Below are 17,870 nucleotides of genomic sequence, written 5' to 3' on the forward strand. Positions count from 1 at the left end.
ACCACTGGAACACGCCGCGAGCGGGATCGCTATCGCCGCGGCGACCGCGGCACAGCGCAACGAAGACAAAGACATGGTGCCCCTTTCCATGAACGAGTCCGCGGTGAGTCGCGGACCACCGCACAGAGATAGGGGCGGGGGTTACAGCCGAACTACACCGGACGGTCCGGTGCGAACACCTCGATGTGACCGTCGGCCTCACGTACCTCCAACGTGGGCAGCGGCTTTGGTGCGATGGGCAATTGGTGCGTGATGACCCGTCCATCGGTGGTGAACGATGTGGTGTGACACGGGCATTGCAGCCGGTCGTGGGCCCCGTCGAACCAGAGTTTGCAGCCCTGGTGGGTGCAGACACCGGAGACCGCCTCGACCCGGCCGCCTACCCGGCGCACGAACCCGTTGACAAACCCGAGGTCGAAGGGATGCACCGCACCGTCCGGGACAGCACTGCTGGCCGCCACACGTTGCCAACTGCCGGTGTTGGGGACGATCTCGCCCGATTCCTGCTGTGGGTCGGTCTCGGGCTTGGGGTTGATCAGACGGTCGGTGGTGACGGCGACCGCGGCGGCGGCTGCGGCAGCGGAGGTGCCGACGAGGACGGTCCGCCGGTTTGGCACCTGCCACCGGTTTTGCCCGGAAGGCGCTGGGGTATCACCCATCTGTTCGGCTAGGCGGCTCTGTAGATCGGCGAGGAAATCTTGGCTCGGTGCGTCATCGCCGGGTTGGCTGGCGCGCAGCTCGATCGCGGTCCGGATCTGTGCTGCCTCGAAATCATCGGGACGGAAGGCCTTGGGCCGGCGACCCCGGAGCAGGTCGTCGACATAGCGGCGCAGCCCACGCGGATTCATGACAGGTCCTGTTCGTTGATCTGGGCGGCCAGACGCAATGCCCGATGCTGCAGCACCTTGGCGTTGGCGACGGTGACACCCATCTTCGCGGCGGACTCCTTGATCGAACAGCTTTGCAGGAAACGCAGTTCCAGAATTCGACGATAGTTGTCCGGTAGTGCGTCCAGTACCGCTCGCGCATGTTGCGGCGCGGTGCTGATGGACTCCTCGGCCTCGGGAGGTCGGTCGGCGATGTCCTGCATGTCGGGGATCGAGGTGATCTCGCGCCCCAGCGTCTCGCGCCAATGTGCGGCCAGGACTGTGCGCGCGGTCGTCCGCAGGTAAGCCCGTACCTCGGCCTTGGTTACGGTGAGGCGTAGCGGGCGCAGGGCGGCAAGAAACACCTCGGCCGTCAGGTCCTCGGCGTCAGGTCTGTTACCCACCCGCGCGTAGATGGTGCGGTAGACCCAGACGACATTGTCTTCGTATACGGACTGCCAGTTGGCATAGTGATCGCCGCCCGTCGGAACGGCCCGTAGGCCGCGCCGGGCGGTGGGATCACGTTGCGTCATCACCGTCGGTTGGTCCCGTCCCCGCAGTGTCCGTCGAGTCCTGTAGGTCCTCGAGGGCAGTTGGATATCTACCCCTGAAGAAGTAGTGCCGGTGGTTACACGATGCCGACGGCCATTTGGTTCGGGGTAGCGTCACGGGGATGACGGGTGCTCTCGATGGGATCCGGGTGCTGGAACTGGGCACTCTGATCGCCGGGCCTTTCGCGGGCCGCTTACTCGGGGATATGGGTGCCGAGGTGCTCAAGATCGAGCCGCCCGGTGCGCCGGACCCGCTGCGGACATGGGGGCAGGCCGAGGTCGACGGACACCACGTGTTCTGGACGGTGCACGCACGCAACAAGAAGGCCATCACCCTGGATCTGCGGATCGAGGCCGGGCGCGCACTGTTTCTCGATCTCGTCGGACAGTCGGATGTGATCGTCGAAAACTTCCGGCCCGGCACGTTGGAGAAATGGGGTCTGGGCTATGACGTCCTGGCCGAACGCAACGAGGGCATCATCCTGGTTCGTGTCTCCGGGTACGGGCAGACAGGCCCGGACGCGCACAAGGCCGGATACGCATCGGTGGCCGAGGCCGCCAGTGGTCTGCGGCATCTCAACGGTTTTCCCGGTGGTCCGCCGCCCCGGATGGCGCTCTCGATCGGCGATACTCTCGCCGGCATGTTCGCGGCTCAAGGGGCGCTTGCCGCGCTGTACCGGCGGACCGTCACCGGCCGGGGGCAGATCGTCGACACGGCGCTCACCGAGAGTTGTTTGGCCGTACAGGAATCGACCATCCCCGACTATGACGTAGGTGGGGTGGTGCGGGGGCCGTCGGGCACCCGGCTGGAGGGCATCGCGCCGTCGAACATCTATCAGAGCGCCGATGGCAGCTGGGTGGTCATCGCCGCCAACCAGGACACCGTCTTTCGCAGACTGTGCGAGGCGATGGACCAACCGGAACTGAGCTCCGATGAACGTTTCGCCGATCATATTGCCCGCGGGCGTAATCAGGACGAGCTGGATGCGATCATCGCCGGGTGGGCGGCACGGCGCGTACCCGCGGACATCATCGATGTGCTCAGCGCCGCCGGGGTGATCGCGGGTCCCATCAACACCGTCGCCGATGTGGTGCAGGACCCGCAACTCAAGGCGCGGGAAATGCTCGTCGAGCATTTCGATGAACGCCTCGGCCGCTCGGTGCTGGGGCCGGGCGTGGTCCCGGTGCTGTCCGAATCGCCGGGCGGTGTCCGCAGCGCCGGCCCGGCCCGGCCGGGTCAGCACAACGAGGACGTCTATGTGCGGCTGTTGGGCAGGAGCGCCGCGGAAATCGAGTCGCTACGGGTGCAGGGGGTGCTGTGATGGCGACGAGCCTGTTGGGCACGGAGCATGTGCAGCAGCCCGCGCACGTCACCATCCGCGAGGTGTTGTTGCGGGATGGACTACAGCTCGAGGCGCCGATCTCGTTGGCGGACAAGCTCAAGTTGCTCGACGCCATCGCGGCGACGGGTGTGCGGGAGGTCGAGGCCACCGCGTTTGTGTCACCCACCAAGATGCCGGCGCTGGCCGACGCGGCCGAACTTGCGGCGCAGCTGCATCATTACCCGGATATCGAGTTCTCGGCACTCGTCGCCAGCCCCAACGGCGCCAAGCGTGCTCTGGCGGCGGGATTCACCTCACTGGAGTACGTGGTCTCGGCCGCGGACGGACACAGCCGTGCCAATGTCGGAACCAGCAGTGCCGAGGCCACCGCACGCATCGAGGAGATCGTGGCGCTGGCACGTGATGCTGCTGCGACGGTGGAGGTGATCGTCGCGTGCTCATGGGACTGCCCGTTCGATGGTCCCACCCCGGAACATCGGGTGCTCGACATCGTGCAGCGCGCCCGGGACTGGGGCGTCGACCGCTACGCCCTGGCCGACACCATCGGCACCACCACCCCGCGCCGCGTAGCGAATCTCGTTGCGGCGGTGAGCCCGATCGTCGGCGATGCACCCCTAGGTGCGCATTTCCACAACACCCGCGGATCCGGTCTGGCCAGTGCCTATGCGGCTGTGCAAGCCGGAGTGAGGCGACTGGATTCCTCGATCGGCGGGTTGGGAGGCTGCCCGTTCGCGCCGGGGGCAACCGGCAATATCGCCACCGAGGATTTGGTGTATCTGTTGCGGGATAGCGGTGTCGACGTCGACGTCGATCTTGACGCCGCGATCGAGGCCGCGCGGGCGGTGCAGTCGGTGGTCGGACACGAGGTTCCCAGCGCTTTGCTGCGCGCGGGTGATCGGTTGTCGAGCTAGACCGTTGCGGTCGTACGGGGTTGGGCCCCAGGAATTCGGTGTCCGGGCTGGGCACCGTCACTAACTTCCCCGCTTTCCCTTCTGTGGGTGCTGTTAGGTGGTCTAGCTTGCTAACTGACTCGCGAGTCAGTTAGCGCTGATTCTTACTCAAGGAGGAGTATGTCCACACCGGTGCTGATCGGGATCATCGTGGGAGTGTTGGCCCTAGGAGGCTTGCTAGGGGCAGCCGTGCTTTTCGCCCTGGCTTCCGGCGACAACGGGCCGCGCCGGTTCGGGGTGACGACACCGGGAACCGACTTCTTCGACAAGACGGCATCGTTCGCGGTCACCGCGGAGATCAGCGTGCCCGGGCCCGTCGAGCGGGTGTGGACCCAGGTCTCAGAGGGCGGCTATCTGGAGAGCATTCCGTTTGTGTCCGGCCCGGTGAGGTCGGGCGACCGGATTGTCACCCGCACTCCACTGTTGGCCTTCACTGAGAAGGTGGTCCACAGCGAGGAGGGCCGCAAGCTGGTGGCGATCGGGGCGGGTATTTCGGTTCCGTTGGTGCTCAATGCATTTGGCGAACGTTGGGAACTTGCGGCCGAGGGAAACAAGGTGCAGGTGCGCTGGACGGTGGGAATCACCCCGAAATGGGTCGGCTGGTTCCCGATGCGCTGGACGGCGTTCGCGGTTCGCCCCTTCCTGCGGACCTTGTTGTTCTTGGCTATCCGTTAGCGGCCGCGCGTGACAGCGGGACGTCGCCGAGCACGATCCCGCTGAACATGGTGGCGATCGTGTCGGCGACCTCCGTCATTGTCGTTGCGGGATTATCGGATTCGGCGATGATGCTGTTGGCGGTGACGAACATCGTCATGAGCATGCGGGCTGCCATGTGCGTGTGCACACCGGCCTTCAGCTCGCCACGGGCGGCGAGGGTTTCCATGAGGGTCACCAGGGGCGGTAGCACGATGGTCTCGTCGATATGGCGGTAGGTTTCCTCGCCGAGAACCATCGGTGCCTGGCGCATGAGCTCCCGATATGTTCTGTCGCGCAGCGATCGAGACAGATAGACCCATGCGGAGGCCGCCGCGACTTGTGGGCCGCTTGGGCCGGGCTTGTCCAGTCGGCGGATGGCGGTGGTGACGGTGTCGGCGGTCTCGGTCAGGCATTCGGTGAGCAACGCGGTGAACATCGCCTGCTTGTCGGAGAAGTGGTAGTAGAACGTACCCTTGCTGACCTCGATGCTGCTGACGATGTCATCGACGGTCACACTGTTGTAGCCGGTGGTGGTGAAGTGCCGGCGTGCGGAGTTCAGAAGATCGGAGCGGGTCTGTTCTGCGTACATCTGCCGCCGGGTAGCCATGCAGGCAGTCTAGTCAGATCCCGACCCATGGTCAGTTTCTGCACTCCCGGCCGGACGTCCGCTCACCACACCAGGCGGGCCAGGTACGTCCGTGCGTAGCGCCGCACCGCCGCGGTGTCGGTGATATCGAGAACACCGGCGCGATTGGTGAGTAATGAACCAACCAAGCGGACGAGGATTTCCGAGACGGCCAGGACGGCATCGTCGGGCATGCTGACGCCGCTGTGTCGAAGTGAGGTCGCCACCAGCGCACTCGCGCGCACGATGGCTTTCTCCCCGGAGGGGGTGTTGAGCCCGATGACCAGCTCCGGCTCGTTCTCGATGATGGTGCCCGCCAGTCGGCTTTCGGTGATCAGTCGCATGGCCAGGGTGAAGCATTCAACGATCGCGCCTTGTGCATCCTGGCCGTTGGCGACGATGGCGAGCTGACCGAATATGACCAGGCTCTCTGCCTCGATGAGGTGCTCGAACAGTGCTTCCTTGGTGGGGAAGCGGCGATACAGAGTGCGGCGGCTCACCCCGGCGCGTCGGGCGATGGCATCCATGTTGGCCCGGCGCATCCCGTGCCGCTCAAACTCGGTGCGTGCGGCATCGAGCACGGCGTCGGTGGGCGGGGCGCTGGTCGTCACCCCCTGAGTATTCGCCTCTTCGCACGAGATACCCATCGGTGTCTGCTCTATGCCGCCCTGTTGTGCAACGGGCGGGGATCCACTGCCTCGCGCTTCCAGCCCTCTGCCGCCCACGGCAGGTACAGCCAGCGCACCGGCAGCCTGTTGAACACCGGGTTCAACGCGCGCATCACCCTCGCGAAACGTTGGAAGTTGCGTTCCTTCTTGTCGTTCCACTCCAGGCGGCAGACGTTCTGCATCTGTGGTGGCAGTGTCCCGACGATCACCGTCCGGATGAAGGCATTCAGCGGCGCCGAGAGCACTCGCCACACCGGCTTCGGTATCTGCTTGGGGCCGGGCATCCCCTGACGGATGTAGCCGGTGGCGTAGAGGATGGTCTTGGTCGGCACGAACCGGTCGAACATGCCCTCCATATAGGTCACGAACTCGTCGTATGTCTGCGGCTGATTGCGGGCACTGACGCCGTAGAGGCTGTACCAGACCTTGCTCTCTTCGAAGATCCGCACCTTCTCTTCGTAGGAAAGCCGGCGGATGAATGTGTCGGTGATGTACAGCACCTGGTCGACGAATGTTGCATGGGCCCAATAGAAAAGCTCCGGATTGAGGGCGTGGTAGCGAGTGCCGTCGCTGATGGTTCCGGCGATGGGCTTGTGGAAATCACGCACCATCCGGCCCCACTTCTGCGGGTCGGCCGAGTAGATGGTCTTCATGATCGGCGGACCGGAGCGGCGCGCCCTGCCGATGGTGTCGGTGAAGATCACCGAATGGTCCTCGACGGCCTTGCCCAGCTGCTCGATGCAGTTTTCGGTGCCGGCCAGCCGCTGGAATCCGAGGACTCCGCGAATGTCGCCGTAGAACTTCCACACCAGGGAATCGGCACCCAGGCGTGGCGTTTCCGGGGTGATTTCCTCGTCGACGGGCATGGGTATTGCCTCGCGGAGCCCTTCGTCCAGCGTGAGGGCACTCTGATCGACCACGGTCGCCTCCTGGCTCGTTGGCACAAAGTTGTGAACTTGTGCCAAACAGTACCCATGGCGTGCCCTTGATGCAAGATCTGGATGCGGCCGCCCGGGTAGGACTAGTTCTCGTCCGACGAGTCGGTCTGCGCGGGTTGCCGCAGCGCCCATGCCACGAAGACGGCCGCGACGAGTGTCATGGCGATCCCGGTCCACAGATTGACGTTGCCGCCCGCCTTGGCGAGGTTGTGCGCCGACGCGTCGTGGATACCGACACCTACGAGGATCAGGCCGAAGATACCCAGCAGCGCGGCGATGACGTTGCGTATGTCAAAAACGTTGCGCATGGCCGTCCTTCGATGGTGGTCAGTGGAAGATCAGGTTCAGGGCGACTACCAGCACCAGCACCACCGTCGCCAGCTTGGCCGGTTGCCGGTACCAGGCCGACGTGGGGTCGTCGCCGGAGAAGGCATGGGGCGTCTCGGAATACACCAAACCCGCCAGCTCGGCGACGGGCTTGGGTTCTGTCACCAGGCTGACCGCCACACTCACCACGATGTCCACGGTGAAGGCGACACCTGCCTCGATGAAGTTGGAACCCTGCCCGGAGAGGGTGAACACACCCGCCTCAAACAGCGACCACACACCCACGGCCGCAAACGTTCCGGAGACCAAACCGGCCCAGCCCGCGGTGGCGGTCATCCGCTTCCAGAACATACCCAAAATGAACGTTGCGAACAGCGGTGCGTTGAAGAAGGCGAACAATGTCTGCAGGTAGTTCATGACGTTGTTGTAGTTGGCCGCGATGAAGGCGGTACCGATGGCGATGACGGTGGCACCGACGGTGGCCAGTTGACCGACGCGCAAGTAGTAACCGTCGGGACGGTCCTTACGGATATAGCGCTGCCACAGGTCATAGCTGAAGACCGTGTTGAAGGCCGAGACGTTGGCCGCCATCCCCGCCATGAACGACGCCAGCAGGCCGGTAATGGCGACCCCCAGAACACCGGTCGGCAGAACCTCTTTCATCAGATACAGCAGCGAATTGCTGTACGTCAGGTTGGGGTCGTTGGTGGGCTGCCCCGCCTTGTAGGCGGCCATCTGCGGCACCAGCACCGCGCAGATCATCCCGGGGATCACCACGATGAAGGGGATGAACATCTTCGGGAAGGCGCCGATAATCGGGGTGCGCCGCGCGGCCGACAAGGACTCGGAGGCCAGTGCGCGCTGTACCTCGACGAAATTGGTGGTCCAGTAGCCGAACGAGAGCACGAATCCGAGGCCGAACACAATGCCGATGACCGAGAGCAGATTGTCGGAGAAGCCGCTGAGTTCATTGCCGGGCCAGGAGGACATCTGCCCGGCGGACACCTTCTCGCGCAGCCCATCCCAACCACCCACCTTGTTGAGACCAACAATGGTCAGCGGCAGCAGTGCCGCCACGATGACGAAGAACTGCAGCACCTCGTTGTAGATGGCAGCCGAAAGACCACCAAGGGTGATGTAGCACAACACGATCGCCGCCGCCGCAATGACAGATACCCATAGTGGCCAGCCCAGCAGCACATTCACGATGGTTCCCAGTAGATACAGATTGACCCCGGCGATGAGTACCTGTGCGATGGCAAAGCTGATGGCGTTGACAAGGTGTGCGCCAACGCCGAAGCGGCGCAGCATGAATTCGGGCACACTGCGCACCTGTGAGCCGTAGAAGAACGGCATCATGATGATGCCGAGGAACAGCATGGCCGGTACCGCGCCAATCCAGAAGTAGTGCATGCCAACCATGCCGAACTGAGCCCCGTTGGCAGACATACCCATGATCTCGACGGCGCCCAGGTTGGCCGTTACAAAGGCCAGGCCCGTCACCCAGGCGGGTAAGGAACGTCCCGAGAGGAAGAAGTCGATGCTGGAGGAGACTCCGCGCCGCGCAAGCAGGCCGATGCCGAGAACGAACACGAAGTAGATCGCGATGAGGACGTAGTCGACGGCGCCTGCATCCAGGCGAAGTGAGCCGGTCATCGCACTCGCCGCGCACCATCGGAGGGGGCCACCACGAAGACCTGTGGCGGGGTCCAGCCGGCTACCGAGAAGTGTTGTCTCGCAGCTTCACCGATTCGCACCGACGAGCCGGTGTCAGCGAGTGCGATGACACTGCCGCCGAACCCGCCGCCCGTCATCCGCGCACCGTATGCGCCCGCCCCGCAGGAGGCCGCGACGGCGGCGTCGAGCTGTGGTGTGGAAACCGCGAAGTCGTCGCGCAGCGAGACATGTCCACGCGTCAGTATCGGACCGATCGGACGGGGATCATCGCCCGCCTGAAGCAGCGCGACAACCTCTCGAACGCGGGCGTCCTCGGTGACCACATGTCTGGCGCGTGCCCGCAGGACCGGATCGGTGAGCGCGTCAACGGCTCCGGTCGCGGCGATGGCGCCAAGACAATGAACACCCAACGCGCGCGCTGCTGCCTCGCATTGCTGTCGACGGGTGGCGTACTCGCTGGTGGCATGGTTGTGCGGGGTACCGGTGTCGATGACCACGAGCTCAAGTCCTGCCGTCGCAAGATCGAACGGGACCTGTGTGTGCGCGCCCGTCGCCGCGTCGAGAAATAGGGCGTGTCCGGCCGTGCACAGGATGGATGCGGACTGGTCGAGTACCCCGGTGGGCGCACCCACGAAATCGTTCTCGGCCCGGTGAGTGATTTCGACAAGCTCGACGTCGGAGACGGTGGGTGCGAAGGTATCCCGGATGGCGACCGCCACAGCGCATTCCACGGCGGCCGAGGACGACAGCCCGGCTCCGGCCGGTACGTTGCCGTCGAGCCAGAGGTCCATACCGCCGATGTTGTGACCGCGCTTGCGGAATTCGTGCGCGACCCCGAGCGGGTATCGGGCCCAGCCCGCGATATCGGTGTCGGCCAACCAGTCCAGTGGTATCGCGATCCAGTCTCGTCCGTGTTGTTGCGAGGCAACACGTATGGTCCCGCCATCACGCGCCGTCAGCGTGCAGGAAACGTGCTGGGGGATGGCGACAGGCAGTGATAGGCCGCCGTTGTAATCGGTGTGCTCACCGATGACGTTCACCCGCCCGGGCGCCGCCCATGTGCCCGTCATGTGACGTCCCGCAGTTCGGCAGCGACCTGCTCAGGGGTGGTGTCGCTGATGAACGCACCCATACCGCTTTCGGACCCCGCCAGGTACTTGAGCTTTCCGGGTGCGCGGCGAAAGGAGAACAGCTGCAGGTTTAGCCACCAATCGTCGCGGTTGGCGCCGGACATGACGGTGGGCGCCTGATTCCATGCCGCGATGTACGGCATCGGGGTATCGAAACGACAAGCGAAGCGTCGCAACATATTCAGATACAGATCGGCGAAGGCGTCACGGGCCGGATCATCGAGATCGGGGATGTCGGCGACCTGTCGGTGTGGATAGAGCGAAACCTCGTACGGCCACCGCGCAAAGGACGGCACAAATGCCGTCCACTCATCGTTGGCGGCGACCACCCGAGTGCCTTCGGCCCGTTCTGCGGCGAGAATCTCTCCAAAAAGATTGGTGCCATGCCGTTTTCGGTAGTCGTCGACGTTGGACATGACACGTGCCGTTTTGGCGGTGACGAAGGGGTAGGCGTAGATCTGCCCGTGCGGATGTGCCAGAGTAACGCCGATCTCCTCGCCGTGGTTCTCAAAGCAGTACACCTGCTGAATCCCGCTGATTGCGCTCAATTCTGTTGTGCGCTGGGCCCACACGTCGACAACAAGGCGAGCTCGTTCGGGCGTCAGCTGCGCGAAGGAGGTGTCGTGGTCGCTGGTGAAGCAGACCACCTCACAGCGCCCGAAGCCCGGACGCGCCGGCGGGCCGGGCGCCTGCGCATGTAGCGACAGAGACGGGAAGCGGTTCTCGAACGCCACCACTTGATAGGTGTGCTCGGGGATCTCGGTGTGACGATCAGGTGTGGATGGGCACAGCGGACAAAGATCGGTCGGCGGCAGAAACGTGCGCGTCTGCCGATGGGAGGCCAGGGTGACCCAGTCTCCCAGTAACGGATCGAACCGTATCTGAGATTGCGTGGCCGTGGCGGGCAGGTCGCGCTGGTCTACGGTGACCCGCTCGGTGGGGGTGGAGTCGAAGTACACGATCTCCCGGCCGTCGGCCAATTCCCTGCGGGTTTGCCACACGGCGACGAGCCTAGAGGCTTTGTCTGGTAGGTGGCTGGGAAACGGCGCGGCCGAGCTACCGGTACCTAGTCGGTGAAGTCGATGCGCACGGAGACGGGGGTGGTCTCCAGCGCTTTGACGACACGCGCGCCGATAGCGCCGAACTTACGCCCGCGCGCGACGACATCGTCGTCGGGCCGGAACTGCGCGCTGCCGGTACGCCACCGGTTGCCTTGCCGTATACGGACATTGGGATTGGCGGCGATGTTGCTGCCCCAGCCCGAGCGAGTGCCGTGCTGGCTGATCACCCAGGCGCCCGCCGAATCGAACTGTGCGGAGACCGGTACCCGCCTGAGCTGGCCGGTCTTGCGCCCGGTGGTCTCAAGCTCGGATGCCAGGGCGGTGCGCACCCCCAGCTTCGTCAAGACTCCGACAGCTGGATTGAGCAGGTAGCGTCCCATCGCGCGCTCCCTGCGGAACTTGCGCAAGGTTTTGTCGGTCATGCACTTCTCCTTCTACGAAACGCGTCGACACCGTTGTTCTTGAGGAGCCGTAGTGCGGTGATCCACGGCCCGACAGTGGGGTCGGGCTCGGCACCCGCCCCCAAGCGGTGTAGTTGGGTGTTGTGCCACTGGAGTTCCAGCGCGCTGAGGAACGACTTCGCCCTACCTGTTCTCGCGAGCCATCCTGGCATGGGCAGGGCGGCATCGGGGACCGTGAGTGTGTTCTGGCGCGCAGTGAGCAGGCTGTCGGCGGCCTCGGGATTGACGGTGGTGGGCCGTCCCAGCCCCACGACATCGCAATCACCCGACCGGATGGCCTCCGACATGGCGGCCTCCGTGCGGAATCCCCCGGTGACGGCCAGTGGCACATCGCCTGCCACCTCACGGGCGGTGCGGGCGTATTCCAGGAAGTAGGCCTCGCGGGCCTGCGTCGATGCAGACGGAACCAGCGGCCGGCCTTCCATCGCCGGCGATTCGTAAGTACCGCCACTGATTTCGATGAGGTCGATCTCCTGAGAGACCAGCGCGGCGATGACGGCTCGCGATTCCTCCTCGGTGAAGCCACCCCGCTGAAAATCGGCAGAGTTGAGCTTGATAGCCACCGAGAATCCGGGGCTCACGGCGGCGCGGGTGCGGCGCACGACTTCGAGGACGAAGCGCATCCGTCGTTCGGAGTCGCCGCCCCATCGATCGGTACGCAGATTGGTACGCGGCGACAGGAATTGCGCCACCAGATAGCCGTGCGCACCGTGGATCTGCACGCCGTCAAACCCGGCGGCATCGGCGATCGATGCCGTGGTGGCATACCTGTCGATGATCTTCTCGATCTCGTCATCAGTGAGCTCACGCGGAGCCTGCCACCCCGGGACGTTCATCTTGATCGCCGACGGCGCCACCGGCTGGGACGCGGTGGCCAGTGGGTTGGCTTGCCTGCCCGGATGGTTCACCTGCATCCAGATCAGGCCGCCACCGTCCTTGGTCGCCTTGGCCCACCGTGACAGGCCGTCGAGGTGCCGGTCATCTTCGATGACGACGTTTCCCGGTTCGCCGAGGTGACTACGGTCAACCATGACATTGCCGGTCACCACCAGGCCGAATCCGCCGGTGCCCCAACGCCGGTACAACTCCACGAGTCGATGGTCCGGGCCCTGCGATGTGTCACCGAGCCCCTCGCTGAGGGCCGATTTCATGAGTCGATTGCGCAGCACCTGACCGCTTGCGAGTGGAAGCGGATCGTGAATATCGGGCATGGCGGCGACGGTAGTACACCGATCGGTATAGTGCAATATGTCGGATATCGCCCCATGTCGGGGCAGTGTTAGTAGACTGACTGGTGTAGCAAGAAAGAAATCTGGAGGCAGTACGCGATGTCAGCACGGGACACCTTGATCGCCAGCGTGACTGGTCTGGTGCGGCGCAGGGGTGTGGCAGGGACGGGCCTCAACGCGCTACTCGAGGACAGCGGTGTCTCCCGTCGCACCATCTACCTGAACTTCCCGGGCGGAAAGCAAGAATTGGTCGCCGAGGCAACCAAGCTTGCGGGGAACGAACTGACGGCGATCATCAAGGCCGCCGGCGACGACGTCGATCCCGCGCGCGGGATTCAGCTGTTCATCGAACTGTGGAAGGCTCAGCTCGCCGAAACCGAGATGCAGGCCGGCTGCCCGGTGGTGGCGGCGGTGCTGGGACGCACCGAGGCGCCCGAGGCCGCCGCGGTGGCAGCAGATGCGTTCGAGAGCTGGCAGAAGATTCTCACCGACCGATTGGCGCGCTACGACGTGGACGGCGCGACCGCGCGGTCGTTGGCAAGGACGATGATCGCAGCGATCGAGGGCGCCGTCATCATGTCGATTGCGGCCCAGTCGACCGAGGCCCTCGACGATGTCGGACAGCGGCTCGCGGAGCTGGTTCGGTTGTACGTGCCCGCCGGTGCGAAGCCGCAGTCGCTCGCTGACTAGCCCGCGCGACCCTTGCCGGTGATCAGCGGTAGGTCCAGCGTGGTGCGGATACCGGCATCGGCGGCGACGACGGCTGGTACCGCGTTGACCACACGCATCGCCGTCGCGATCAGGTTGGCGTAGTTGTGATCGCCGTGCGCGCTGAATGAGCCGAGATCCAGAATGTAACTGGGCTCGCCGGTGATTTCGACACGGTAGGTGCCGCCTTCATGCGCGGGCTGGGGCCAATCGGGTGCCAAATCTTCGCGCAGCCGGGTGAAGTGCTCCAGGACCGTGACCGCCTTACCGTCCTTGATGCCGCGCACCTCGAAATGCAGCGCGGCCATGGTGCCCGCGGGGATGTGCCCTGACGCGATATCGAAATCATCGGGGGCGGGCAGTTTTTCGTAGGTTTCAGCGACCTCGTCCAGTTCGACGCCGAGGCCGGCCGCGAGTTGCCGTACCACCGAGCCCCAGGCCAGCGACAGCACTCCCGGTTGCAGCAGCATGGGGGTCTCGTCCATCGGTTTACCAAAGCCCATGACATCGAACATCACGGTCGCGCTGTCGTAGGTGGCGTAGTCGACGATCTCGATGCAGCGCACCTGGTCGATGCGCTGGCAGGTTCCCATGAGCGCCAGCGGCAGCAGATCGTTGGCGAACCCGGGGTCGATACCGCCGATGAATATCGATGAATTACCCTCCCGTGCTGCAGTTTCAATCGGTTCCAGCATGTTGTCGGGCAGGACACCCCAGGGATACTGCAGGAATACGGGCGCGCTGGCGGCAACGTTGATTCCGGCGATGAGCAGATCCGCCAGATCCTTGAGGGCCTCCATCAGCCGGTTGTCGGTCATTGCCGTGTACACCACACAGTCGGGCTTGAGCGCCAGGATCTCTGCGGCCTCGGCGGTCGCGGCCACCCCGGTGACGAGGTCGAGCCCGGCCAGCTCGCCTGCGTCCTTACCGGCCTTGTTGGATCCGGAGACCCATACCCCGACCAGCTCCATGTTGGGATCGGTGATCACCCCCGCGAGTGCATGCCGGCCGACATTGCCTGTGCCCCAGACGGCTACGCGTGTCTTGGTCATGTCAGTTCCTTCTAGGCGAGGTCGGGTAGCGGGATGTCGAGGTTGGGCGCGATGAGACCACCATCTACCTCGAGTATCTTGCCGGTGAGGAAGCTGCCGGCCGGCGACGCGAGATAGACCGCGGCCGCCGCGATATCGGCCGGATCGCCGAGCCGGTGCAGTGGCGTGTTCTTCTCCAGCGTTCCGCGTACCTCGTCATTGCCTGCGACCACCTCCAGCGCCGAGGTGAGAATGGAGCCTGGAGCTATGCCGTTCACACGGATGCGTGGACTCAGATCCATTGCCGCCGTGCGTGTGTAGTGGGCCAGCGCTCCCTTGGCGGTGCAGTAACTCAGGAAGGCTCGTCCGGGCAGTCGGCCCATGGTGGAGGTGATGTTGATGACCGATGCGTTGTCCGACTTGAGCAGGTGCGGCACTGCCGTGCGCACGAGCGCATGCCCATTGAGGACATTGAAGGAAAACGCCTCGGCGAGATCCTCGTTGGTGGTGTCCAAGAAGGGCTTCGGCATGGTGCCACCGACATTGTTGACGACGATGTCGAGTCGTCCGAACCGGTCGACTGCCTTCTGGGCCAGGGCGGCGGATGCTTCGGTGTCGGACAGGTCGGCGACGACGATCTCGGCCTGACGCCCAGCCGCCGCCACCTTCTCGGCGACCTCTCGCAACTGGGATTCGGTGCGAGAGGCGATCAGCACATCGGCGCCCGCCTGTGCGAAGGCCTCCGCGATGGCCGCACCGAGGCCGCGACCCGCGCCGGTAACGACGGCGACATTGCCGTCAAGTCTGAAACGGTCCAGAATCATGGCTTCCTCCGTGTCGAATATTCGACTACCTTGGGGCGAATAGTCGATGCACTGTAGACCTGTGCCGTGCATCATGCAAGAGGGGAGAGCGCATGCCGGCCACTTCGCCGCCAACGGCTCGAGTGATACGAATCGTCGAAATGCTCGCAACGGCAACGCAACCCAAATCGGTAAGCGAAATCGCCGCGACCACCGGTATCTCCCGGGCCACCGCGACCGCCGTGGTGAACGAACTCGAGGCGGCAGGCTGGGTGGCGCGCGATGATGAGCTTCGGTATCGCATTGGCGCGTCATTACCGCGTGCGGTCGAGGCCACGATGCCCCGGGAGATCCAGGATCTACTGGCCCGCATCGCCGGGGAGGCGCAGGCCGGGGCCACGGTCAGCCGTATCAGCGCGAAGGCGTTGACCATTGTCGCCAAGGCGCAGGCGGGGCGCCGTGCCGTCACTGGATTCGGTGTAGGCCAGAGCATTCCGCTGGCTTTCCCCGCCGGATCGGCCGTCATGCCGTGGCGCTCGGCAGAGGAACGCACGCAGTGGCTCGGCACCGCGCGAGGGTTGAGCGCACGTTCCGGCCAGCGACTCTTGCAACAGGTTTCCGACTGCGGGTATGTCGTCTACCGCCCCGACCACGACGACACCGGAATGGTCGACCTGCTCTCGGACCTGCTCGGTTCGGTGGGCTCGGAGGTGATGGAGGCGGCACTGCGCGAACGGCTACTGCGGCAGCTGTCCCGTCTCACCTCGCGCCCCTACTCACGCGATGAATTGGCATCCGACGAGGTGCTGCCCATCAGTTATCTGGCGGCCCCCATATTTGCGGGTGTCGACGCCTCCTACGAGCTTCAGCTGGGCCCGTTGTTGCCCAAGGCAACCCGCGTGGTGCGGGAAACACTGATCGCGACGTTGACGCGGGGTGCTCGCGAGCTCTCCGGGCTGCTGGGAGAGCGATGACTCCGAGCTAGCGTTGTTCGATCAGGATGGTGGGGACCGCCAGCGCACGGTCTTTGACGGTGGCGACCCGCGTTCCCGGCTTGTGTCCGTTGCGGATATCACCGAGGGTGACATCGGCCTCATGCAGGCGAGCGCACGAGGCATCGATATCGGCGGTGCGCCATGCGATTCCCCACAGCGAGTCTGGGCCGGACGGATCGTCGTCGCGCAGTACCACCTCGACCACCAACCCTGCGCACCGGAAGAACAGTTGGTGCACACCCCATGACTGCATGCGATCCAGGCGCAGGTCGAAGCCGAGTCGTCCGCACAACGTCGCGATGATCCTGTCGCGGTTGGGAGAGAACAGCACCAGGTGATCTATTCGGCTGCTGTCGCCGTCCGGCGGTGCGGATGGCGCCGGACGTTCGGCCAGCCCCAGGGTCAGTCCGTGGGCCTGCCCCGTCGCGAGGTCGGCATGTGAAGTCAGGGTGAGGCCGCGGCGATCGACCATCCGCGTTACGGACGGTAAGTCTTCGACGCGAAACAGCATCCCGGGGTGCGATGCCCATTCGGGTAGTCCGAGGTGTAGCTGGGGATGCGGCGCGGAGGTGCCGAAAAGCCGCGAGTAGGCGCCCTTTGCCTCAGCGAGATTTGGGACGTCCAGAAGCACCGAGTCCAGTTCGGTGATCATCAGAAAACTTCCTCCCTGCCGGACCGGGGTCCGTTTAGGCATACTGGCAATATGCGCTTCCAGCTTCTGGACATTGTCTTCTACCTGCCCAACCCCGCGACGGGGGCGCTGGCGCCGGCGGCCGACCGCCTGAACCGCGTGGTCGAGACCGCGGTGTTGGCCGAGAGCCTGGGCTTGGATTCCTTCGCAGTCGGGGAACGGCATGCGGGAGACGTGCTGTCCTCGGCGCCCACGGTGCTGCTCGGAGCGGTGGCCGCCGCCACCGACCGAATCCTGCTGTCCACCGGTGTGACGGTGCTGTCGCTGCTCGATCCGGTGCGCGCTGCCGAGGACTTCGCCACCATCGACCAACTGAGCCGCGGGCGGTTGGAGATCGTCATCGGCAAAGGCAATGAGGACCGCCAGTACCCGTTGATGGGTCTGGATATCACCAAGCAGTACGAGTACCTGCAGGAGAACTACGAGCTGCTGCGGCGGCTGCTGCGCGAGGAACATGTGGACTGGACGGGCCTGCACCGGCATCCGCTCTCCGACGCGACCACACTGCCCCGGCCGTATGACGGACCGTTCCGAATCTGGCACGGGTCGGCGACCTCGACGTTCGCGGTTGAGCTTGCCGCCAAGTGGGGCGACCCGATAGTCACCGCAAATGCCTTGCAGCCCAAGGAGAATTACCGGGTTCTGATCGACAGATATCGCGAGCTGTATGCGCAATACGGACACGATCCGGCCCGACTGTATGTGGGAGCCGGCTCAGGCGGCCTGTACCTGGCGGATACGACCGAACAGGCCATCGCCCAATATCGGCCCATTTACGAGGCGCGCCTGGCGCAGATGGCGAAGCTCAAGGACCATCCGAAGGCCGTCGGAAAGTTCCCCTCTTTCGAATCCATCGAGGATGCGGCAGACCGCGGTCCGGTGCTCGCCGGTTCGCCGGAACGGGTGGCCGAGAAGATCATTGAATGGCACGAGGCATTCGGTCACGAGTTCCAGTCGATCTCGTTGAGTCCCGAGGCCGATTTCGAGGAGCAGAAGGACACCCTGCGCCGATTCGCCGAAGAGGTTGTCCCGGTGGTGAAGGCCGAGGTCAAGTCCACGCTATGGGGCCCGCAAGATGCACAGCGGGCCAAGGGATTCACCGCCGCCTGAAGGGCACGTG

20 protein-coding genes are annotated in these 17,870 nt (G+C 64.5%); 6 read left to right on the forward strand and 14 right to left on the reverse strand.

Features of this window, described 5'->3' with window-relative positions:
* Positions 1 to 152 precede the first annotated feature (152 nt).
* Complete coding sequence (locus tag B4393_RS07935) at positions 153 to 848, reverse strand: Rieske (2Fe-2S) protein (RefSeq protein WP_078333660.1); 696 nt, start codon at positions 846 to 848, stop codon at positions 153 to 155.
* Positions 845 to 1,399, reverse strand: a complete 555-nt coding sequence (locus B4393_RS07940; protein WP_078333661.1) for an RNA polymerase sigma factor — start codon at positions 1,397 to 1,399, stop codon at positions 845 to 847. The genes B4393_RS07935 and B4393_RS07940 overlap by 4 nt, the downstream gene beginning before the upstream one ends.
* Before the next feature lie 140 nt (positions 1,400 to 1,539).
* Here B4393_RS07940 and B4393_RS07945 point away from each other — a divergent pair, with 140 nt between their 5' ends.
* The 3 genes from B4393_RS07945 to B4393_RS07955 all read left to right on the forward strand — a co-directional run bounded on the left by B4393_RS07945 (position 1,540) and on the right by B4393_RS07955 (position 4,385).
* Positions 1,540 to 2,739: a CaiB/BaiF CoA transferase family protein gene (locus tag B4393_RS07945; protein ID WP_078333662.1), complete on the forward strand. Its 1,200-nt coding sequence runs from the start codon at positions 1,540 to 1,542 to the stop codon at positions 2,737 to 2,739.
* Between the two features lie 29 nt (positions 2,740 to 2,768).
* Positions 2,769 to 3,671 carry a hydroxymethylglutaryl-CoA lyase gene (locus B4393_RS07950; RefSeq protein ID WP_109558217.1) on the forward strand — a complete coding sequence of 301 codons (903 nt, stop codon included), beginning with the start codon at positions 2,769 to 2,771 and terminating at the stop codon, positions 3,669 to 3,671.
* A 159-nt stretch (positions 3,672 to 3,830) separates the two neighbouring features.
* Positions 3,831 to 4,385 (forward strand): SRPBCC family protein, encoded by a 555-nt coding sequence (locus B4393_RS07955; protein ID WP_078333664.1) that lies wholly within the window; start codon positions 3,831 to 3,833, stop codon positions 4,383 to 4,385.
* Here B4393_RS07955 and B4393_RS07960 read toward each other — a convergent pair.
* The 9 genes from B4393_RS07960 to B4393_RS08000 form a co-directional block, all read right to left on the reverse strand.
* On the reverse strand, positions 4,375 to 4,995 hold the full coding sequence (locus tag B4393_RS07960; RefSeq protein ID WP_078333665.1) for a TetR/AcrR family transcriptional regulator: 621 nt from the start codon (positions 4,993 to 4,995) through the stop codon (positions 4,375 to 4,377). The genes B4393_RS07955 and B4393_RS07960 overlap by 11 nt on opposite strands.
* 80 nt (positions 4,996 to 5,075) lie before the next feature.
* Positions 5,076 to 5,678: a TetR/AcrR family transcriptional regulator gene (locus tag B4393_RS07965; RefSeq protein ID WP_078333666.1), complete on the reverse strand. Its 603-nt coding sequence runs from the start codon at positions 5,676 to 5,678 to the stop codon at positions 5,076 to 5,078.
* An 11-nt stretch (positions 5,679 to 5,689) separates the two neighbouring features.
* The gene (locus B4393_RS07970) at positions 5,690 to 6,619 is read right to left on the reverse strand and encodes an oxygenase MpaB family protein (protein ID WP_078333968.1); all 930 of its coding nucleotides are present in this window, start codon (positions 6,617 to 6,619) and stop codon (positions 5,690 to 5,692) included.
* Positions 6,620 to 6,720: 101 nt separating this feature from the next.
* Entirely contained in the window at positions 6,721 to 6,945 is a 225-nt protein-coding gene (locus B4393_RS07975; RefSeq protein ID WP_078333667.1) for a hypothetical protein, read from the reverse strand.
* Between the two features lie 19 nt (positions 6,946 to 6,964).
* Positions 6,965 to 8,620 (reverse strand): sodium:solute symporter family protein, encoded by a 1,656-nt coding sequence (locus B4393_RS07980; RefSeq protein WP_078333668.1) that lies wholly within the window; start codon positions 8,618 to 8,620, stop codon positions 6,965 to 6,967.
* The gene (galK, locus tag B4393_RS07985; protein ID WP_078333669.1) at positions 8,617 to 9,711 is read right to left on the reverse strand and encodes a galactokinase; all 1,095 of its coding nucleotides are present in this window, start codon (positions 9,709 to 9,711) and stop codon (positions 8,617 to 8,619) included. The genes B4393_RS07980 and galK overlap by 4 nt, the downstream gene beginning before the upstream one ends.
* Positions 9,708 to 10,751, reverse strand: coding sequence for a galactose-1-phosphate uridylyltransferase (galT, locus tag B4393_RS07990; RefSeq protein ID WP_078333969.1), 1,044 nt, complete (start codon positions 10,749 to 10,751; stop codon positions 9,708 to 9,710). Before galT ends, galK begins: the two co-directional genes overlap by 4 nt.
* An 86-nt stretch (positions 10,752 to 10,837) precedes the next feature.
* Entirely contained in the window at positions 10,838 to 11,254 is a 417-nt protein-coding gene (locus B4393_RS07995; RefSeq protein ID WP_078281005.1) for a nitroreductase family deazaflavin-dependent oxidoreductase, read from the reverse strand.
* A complete protein-coding gene (locus tag B4393_RS08000) occupies positions 11,251 to 12,504 on the reverse strand; it encodes an NADH:flavin oxidoreductase/NADH oxidase family protein (RefSeq protein WP_078333670.1) in 1,254 nt (417 codons plus the stop codon). The genes B4393_RS07995 and B4393_RS08000 overlap by 4 nt, the downstream gene beginning before the upstream one ends.
* 117 nt (positions 12,505 to 12,621) lie before the next feature.
* Here B4393_RS08000 and B4393_RS08005 point away from each other — a divergent pair, with 117 nt between their 5' ends.
* A complete protein-coding gene (locus B4393_RS08005) occupies positions 12,622 to 13,212 on the forward strand; it encodes a TetR/AcrR family transcriptional regulator (protein WP_078281007.1) in 591 nt (196 codons plus the stop codon).
* On the opposite strand, the gene B4393_RS08010 is transcribed toward B4393_RS08005, so the two are convergent.
* Both B4393_RS08010 and B4393_RS08015 read right to left on the reverse strand, forming a co-directional pair.
* Complete coding sequence (locus B4393_RS08010) at positions 13,209 to 14,282, reverse strand: NAD(P)H-dependent amine dehydrogenase family protein (protein WP_078333671.1); 1,074 nt, start codon at positions 14,280 to 14,282, stop codon at positions 13,209 to 13,211. The genes B4393_RS08005 and B4393_RS08010 overlap by 4 nt on opposite strands.
* Before the next feature lie 11 nt (positions 14,283 to 14,293).
* Complete coding sequence (locus tag B4393_RS08015) at positions 14,294 to 15,085, reverse strand: SDR family oxidoreductase (protein WP_078333672.1); 792 nt, start codon at positions 15,083 to 15,085, stop codon at positions 14,294 to 14,296.
* A gap of 92 nt (positions 15,086 to 15,177) precedes the next feature.
* On the opposite strand from B4393_RS08015, the gene B4393_RS08020 reads away from it, so the two are divergent.
* The gene (locus B4393_RS08020; protein ID WP_078333673.1) at positions 15,178 to 16,038 is read left to right on the forward strand and encodes a MarR family transcriptional regulator; all 861 of its coding nucleotides are present in this window, start codon (positions 15,178 to 15,180) and stop codon (positions 16,036 to 16,038) included.
* Positions 16,039 to 16,045: 7 nt separating this feature from the next.
* Here B4393_RS08020 and B4393_RS08025 read toward each other — a convergent pair whose 3' ends face one another.
* Positions 16,046 to 16,711, reverse strand: coding sequence for a VOC family protein (locus B4393_RS08025; protein WP_078333674.1), 666 nt, complete (start codon positions 16,709 to 16,711; stop codon positions 16,046 to 16,048).
* 51 nt (positions 16,712 to 16,762) lie between these two features.
* On the opposite strand from B4393_RS08025, the gene B4393_RS08030 reads away from it, so the two are divergent.
* A complete protein-coding gene (locus B4393_RS08030) occupies positions 16,763 to 17,860 on the forward strand; it encodes an LLM class flavin-dependent oxidoreductase (RefSeq protein ID WP_078333675.1) in 1,098 nt (365 codons plus the stop codon).
* The last annotated feature ends 10 nt before the right edge of the window (positions 17,861 to 17,870 follow it).

Source organism: Mycobacteroides franklinii (assembly GCF_002013895.1).
Classification (GTDB): domain Bacteria; phylum Actinomycetota; class Actinomycetes; order Mycobacteriales; family Mycobacteriaceae; genus Mycobacterium; species Mycobacterium franklinii.

Bases quoted from the DNA above. Each gene is read 5' to 3' on its own strand.
- B4393_RS08010 (WP_078333671.1), bottom strand. From the start codon at position 14,282: ATGACCAAGACACGCGTAGCCGTCTGGGGCACAGGCAATGTCGGCCGG.
- B4393_RS07975 (WP_078333667.1), bottom strand. From the start codon at position 6,945: ATGCGCAACGTTTTTGACATACGCAACGTCATCGCCGCGCTGCTGGGT.
- B4393_RS08025 (WP_078333674.1), bottom strand. From the start codon at position 16,711: ATGATCACCGAACTGGACTCGGTGCTTCTGGACGTCCCAAATCTCGCT.
- B4393_RS07965 (WP_078333666.1), bottom strand. From the start codon at position 5,678: ATGGGTATCTCGTGCGAAGAGGCGAATACTCAGGGGGTGACGACCAGC.
- B4393_RS07945 (WP_078333662.1), top strand. From the start codon at position 1,540: ATGACGGGTGCTCTCGATGGGATCCGGGTGCTGGAACTGGGCACTCTG.
- B4393_RS08000 (WP_078333670.1), bottom strand. From the start codon at position 12,504: ATGCCCGATATTCACGATCCGCTTCCACTCGCAAGCGGTCAGGTGCTG.
- B4393_RS08015 (WP_078333672.1), bottom strand. From the start codon at position 15,085: ATGATTCTGGACCGTTTCAGACTTGACGGCAATGTCGCCGTCGTTACC.
- B4393_RS07935 (WP_078333660.1), bottom strand. From the start codon at position 848: ATGAATCCGCGTGGGCTGCGCCGCTATGTCGACGACCTGCTCCGGGGT.
- B4393_RS08020 (WP_078333673.1), top strand. From the start codon at position 15,178: ATGCCGGCCACTTCGCCGCCAACGGCTCGAGTGATACGAATCGTCGAA.
- B4393_RS07960 (WP_078333665.1), bottom strand. From the start codon at position 4,995: ATGTACGCAGAACAGACCCGCTCCGATCTTCTGAACTCCGCACGCCGG.
- B4393_RS08005 (WP_078281007.1), top strand. From the start codon at position 12,622: ATGTCAGCACGGGACACCTTGATCGCCAGCGTGACTGGTCTGGTGCGG.
- B4393_RS07955 (WP_078333664.1), top strand. From the start codon at position 3,831: ATGTCCACACCGGTGCTGATCGGGATCATCGTGGGAGTGTTGGCCCTA.
- B4393_RS07940 (WP_078333661.1), bottom strand. From the start codon at position 1,399: ATGACGCAACGTGATCCCACCGCCCGGCGCGGCCTACGGGCCGTTCCG.
- galK (WP_078333669.1), bottom strand. From the start codon at position 9,711: ATGACGGGCACATGGGCGGCGCCCGGGCGGGTGAACGTCATCGGTGAG.
- B4393_RS07995 (WP_078281005.1), bottom strand. From the start codon at position 11,254: ATGACCGACAAAACCTTGCGCAAGTTCCGCAGGGAGCGCGCGATGGGA.
- B4393_RS07980 (WP_078333668.1), bottom strand. From the start codon at position 8,620: ATGACCGGCTCACTTCGCCTGGATGCAGGCGCCGTCGACTACGTCCTC.
- B4393_RS08030 (WP_078333675.1), top strand. From the start codon at position 16,763: ATGCGCTTCCAGCTTCTGGACATTGTCTTCTACCTGCCCAACCCCGCG.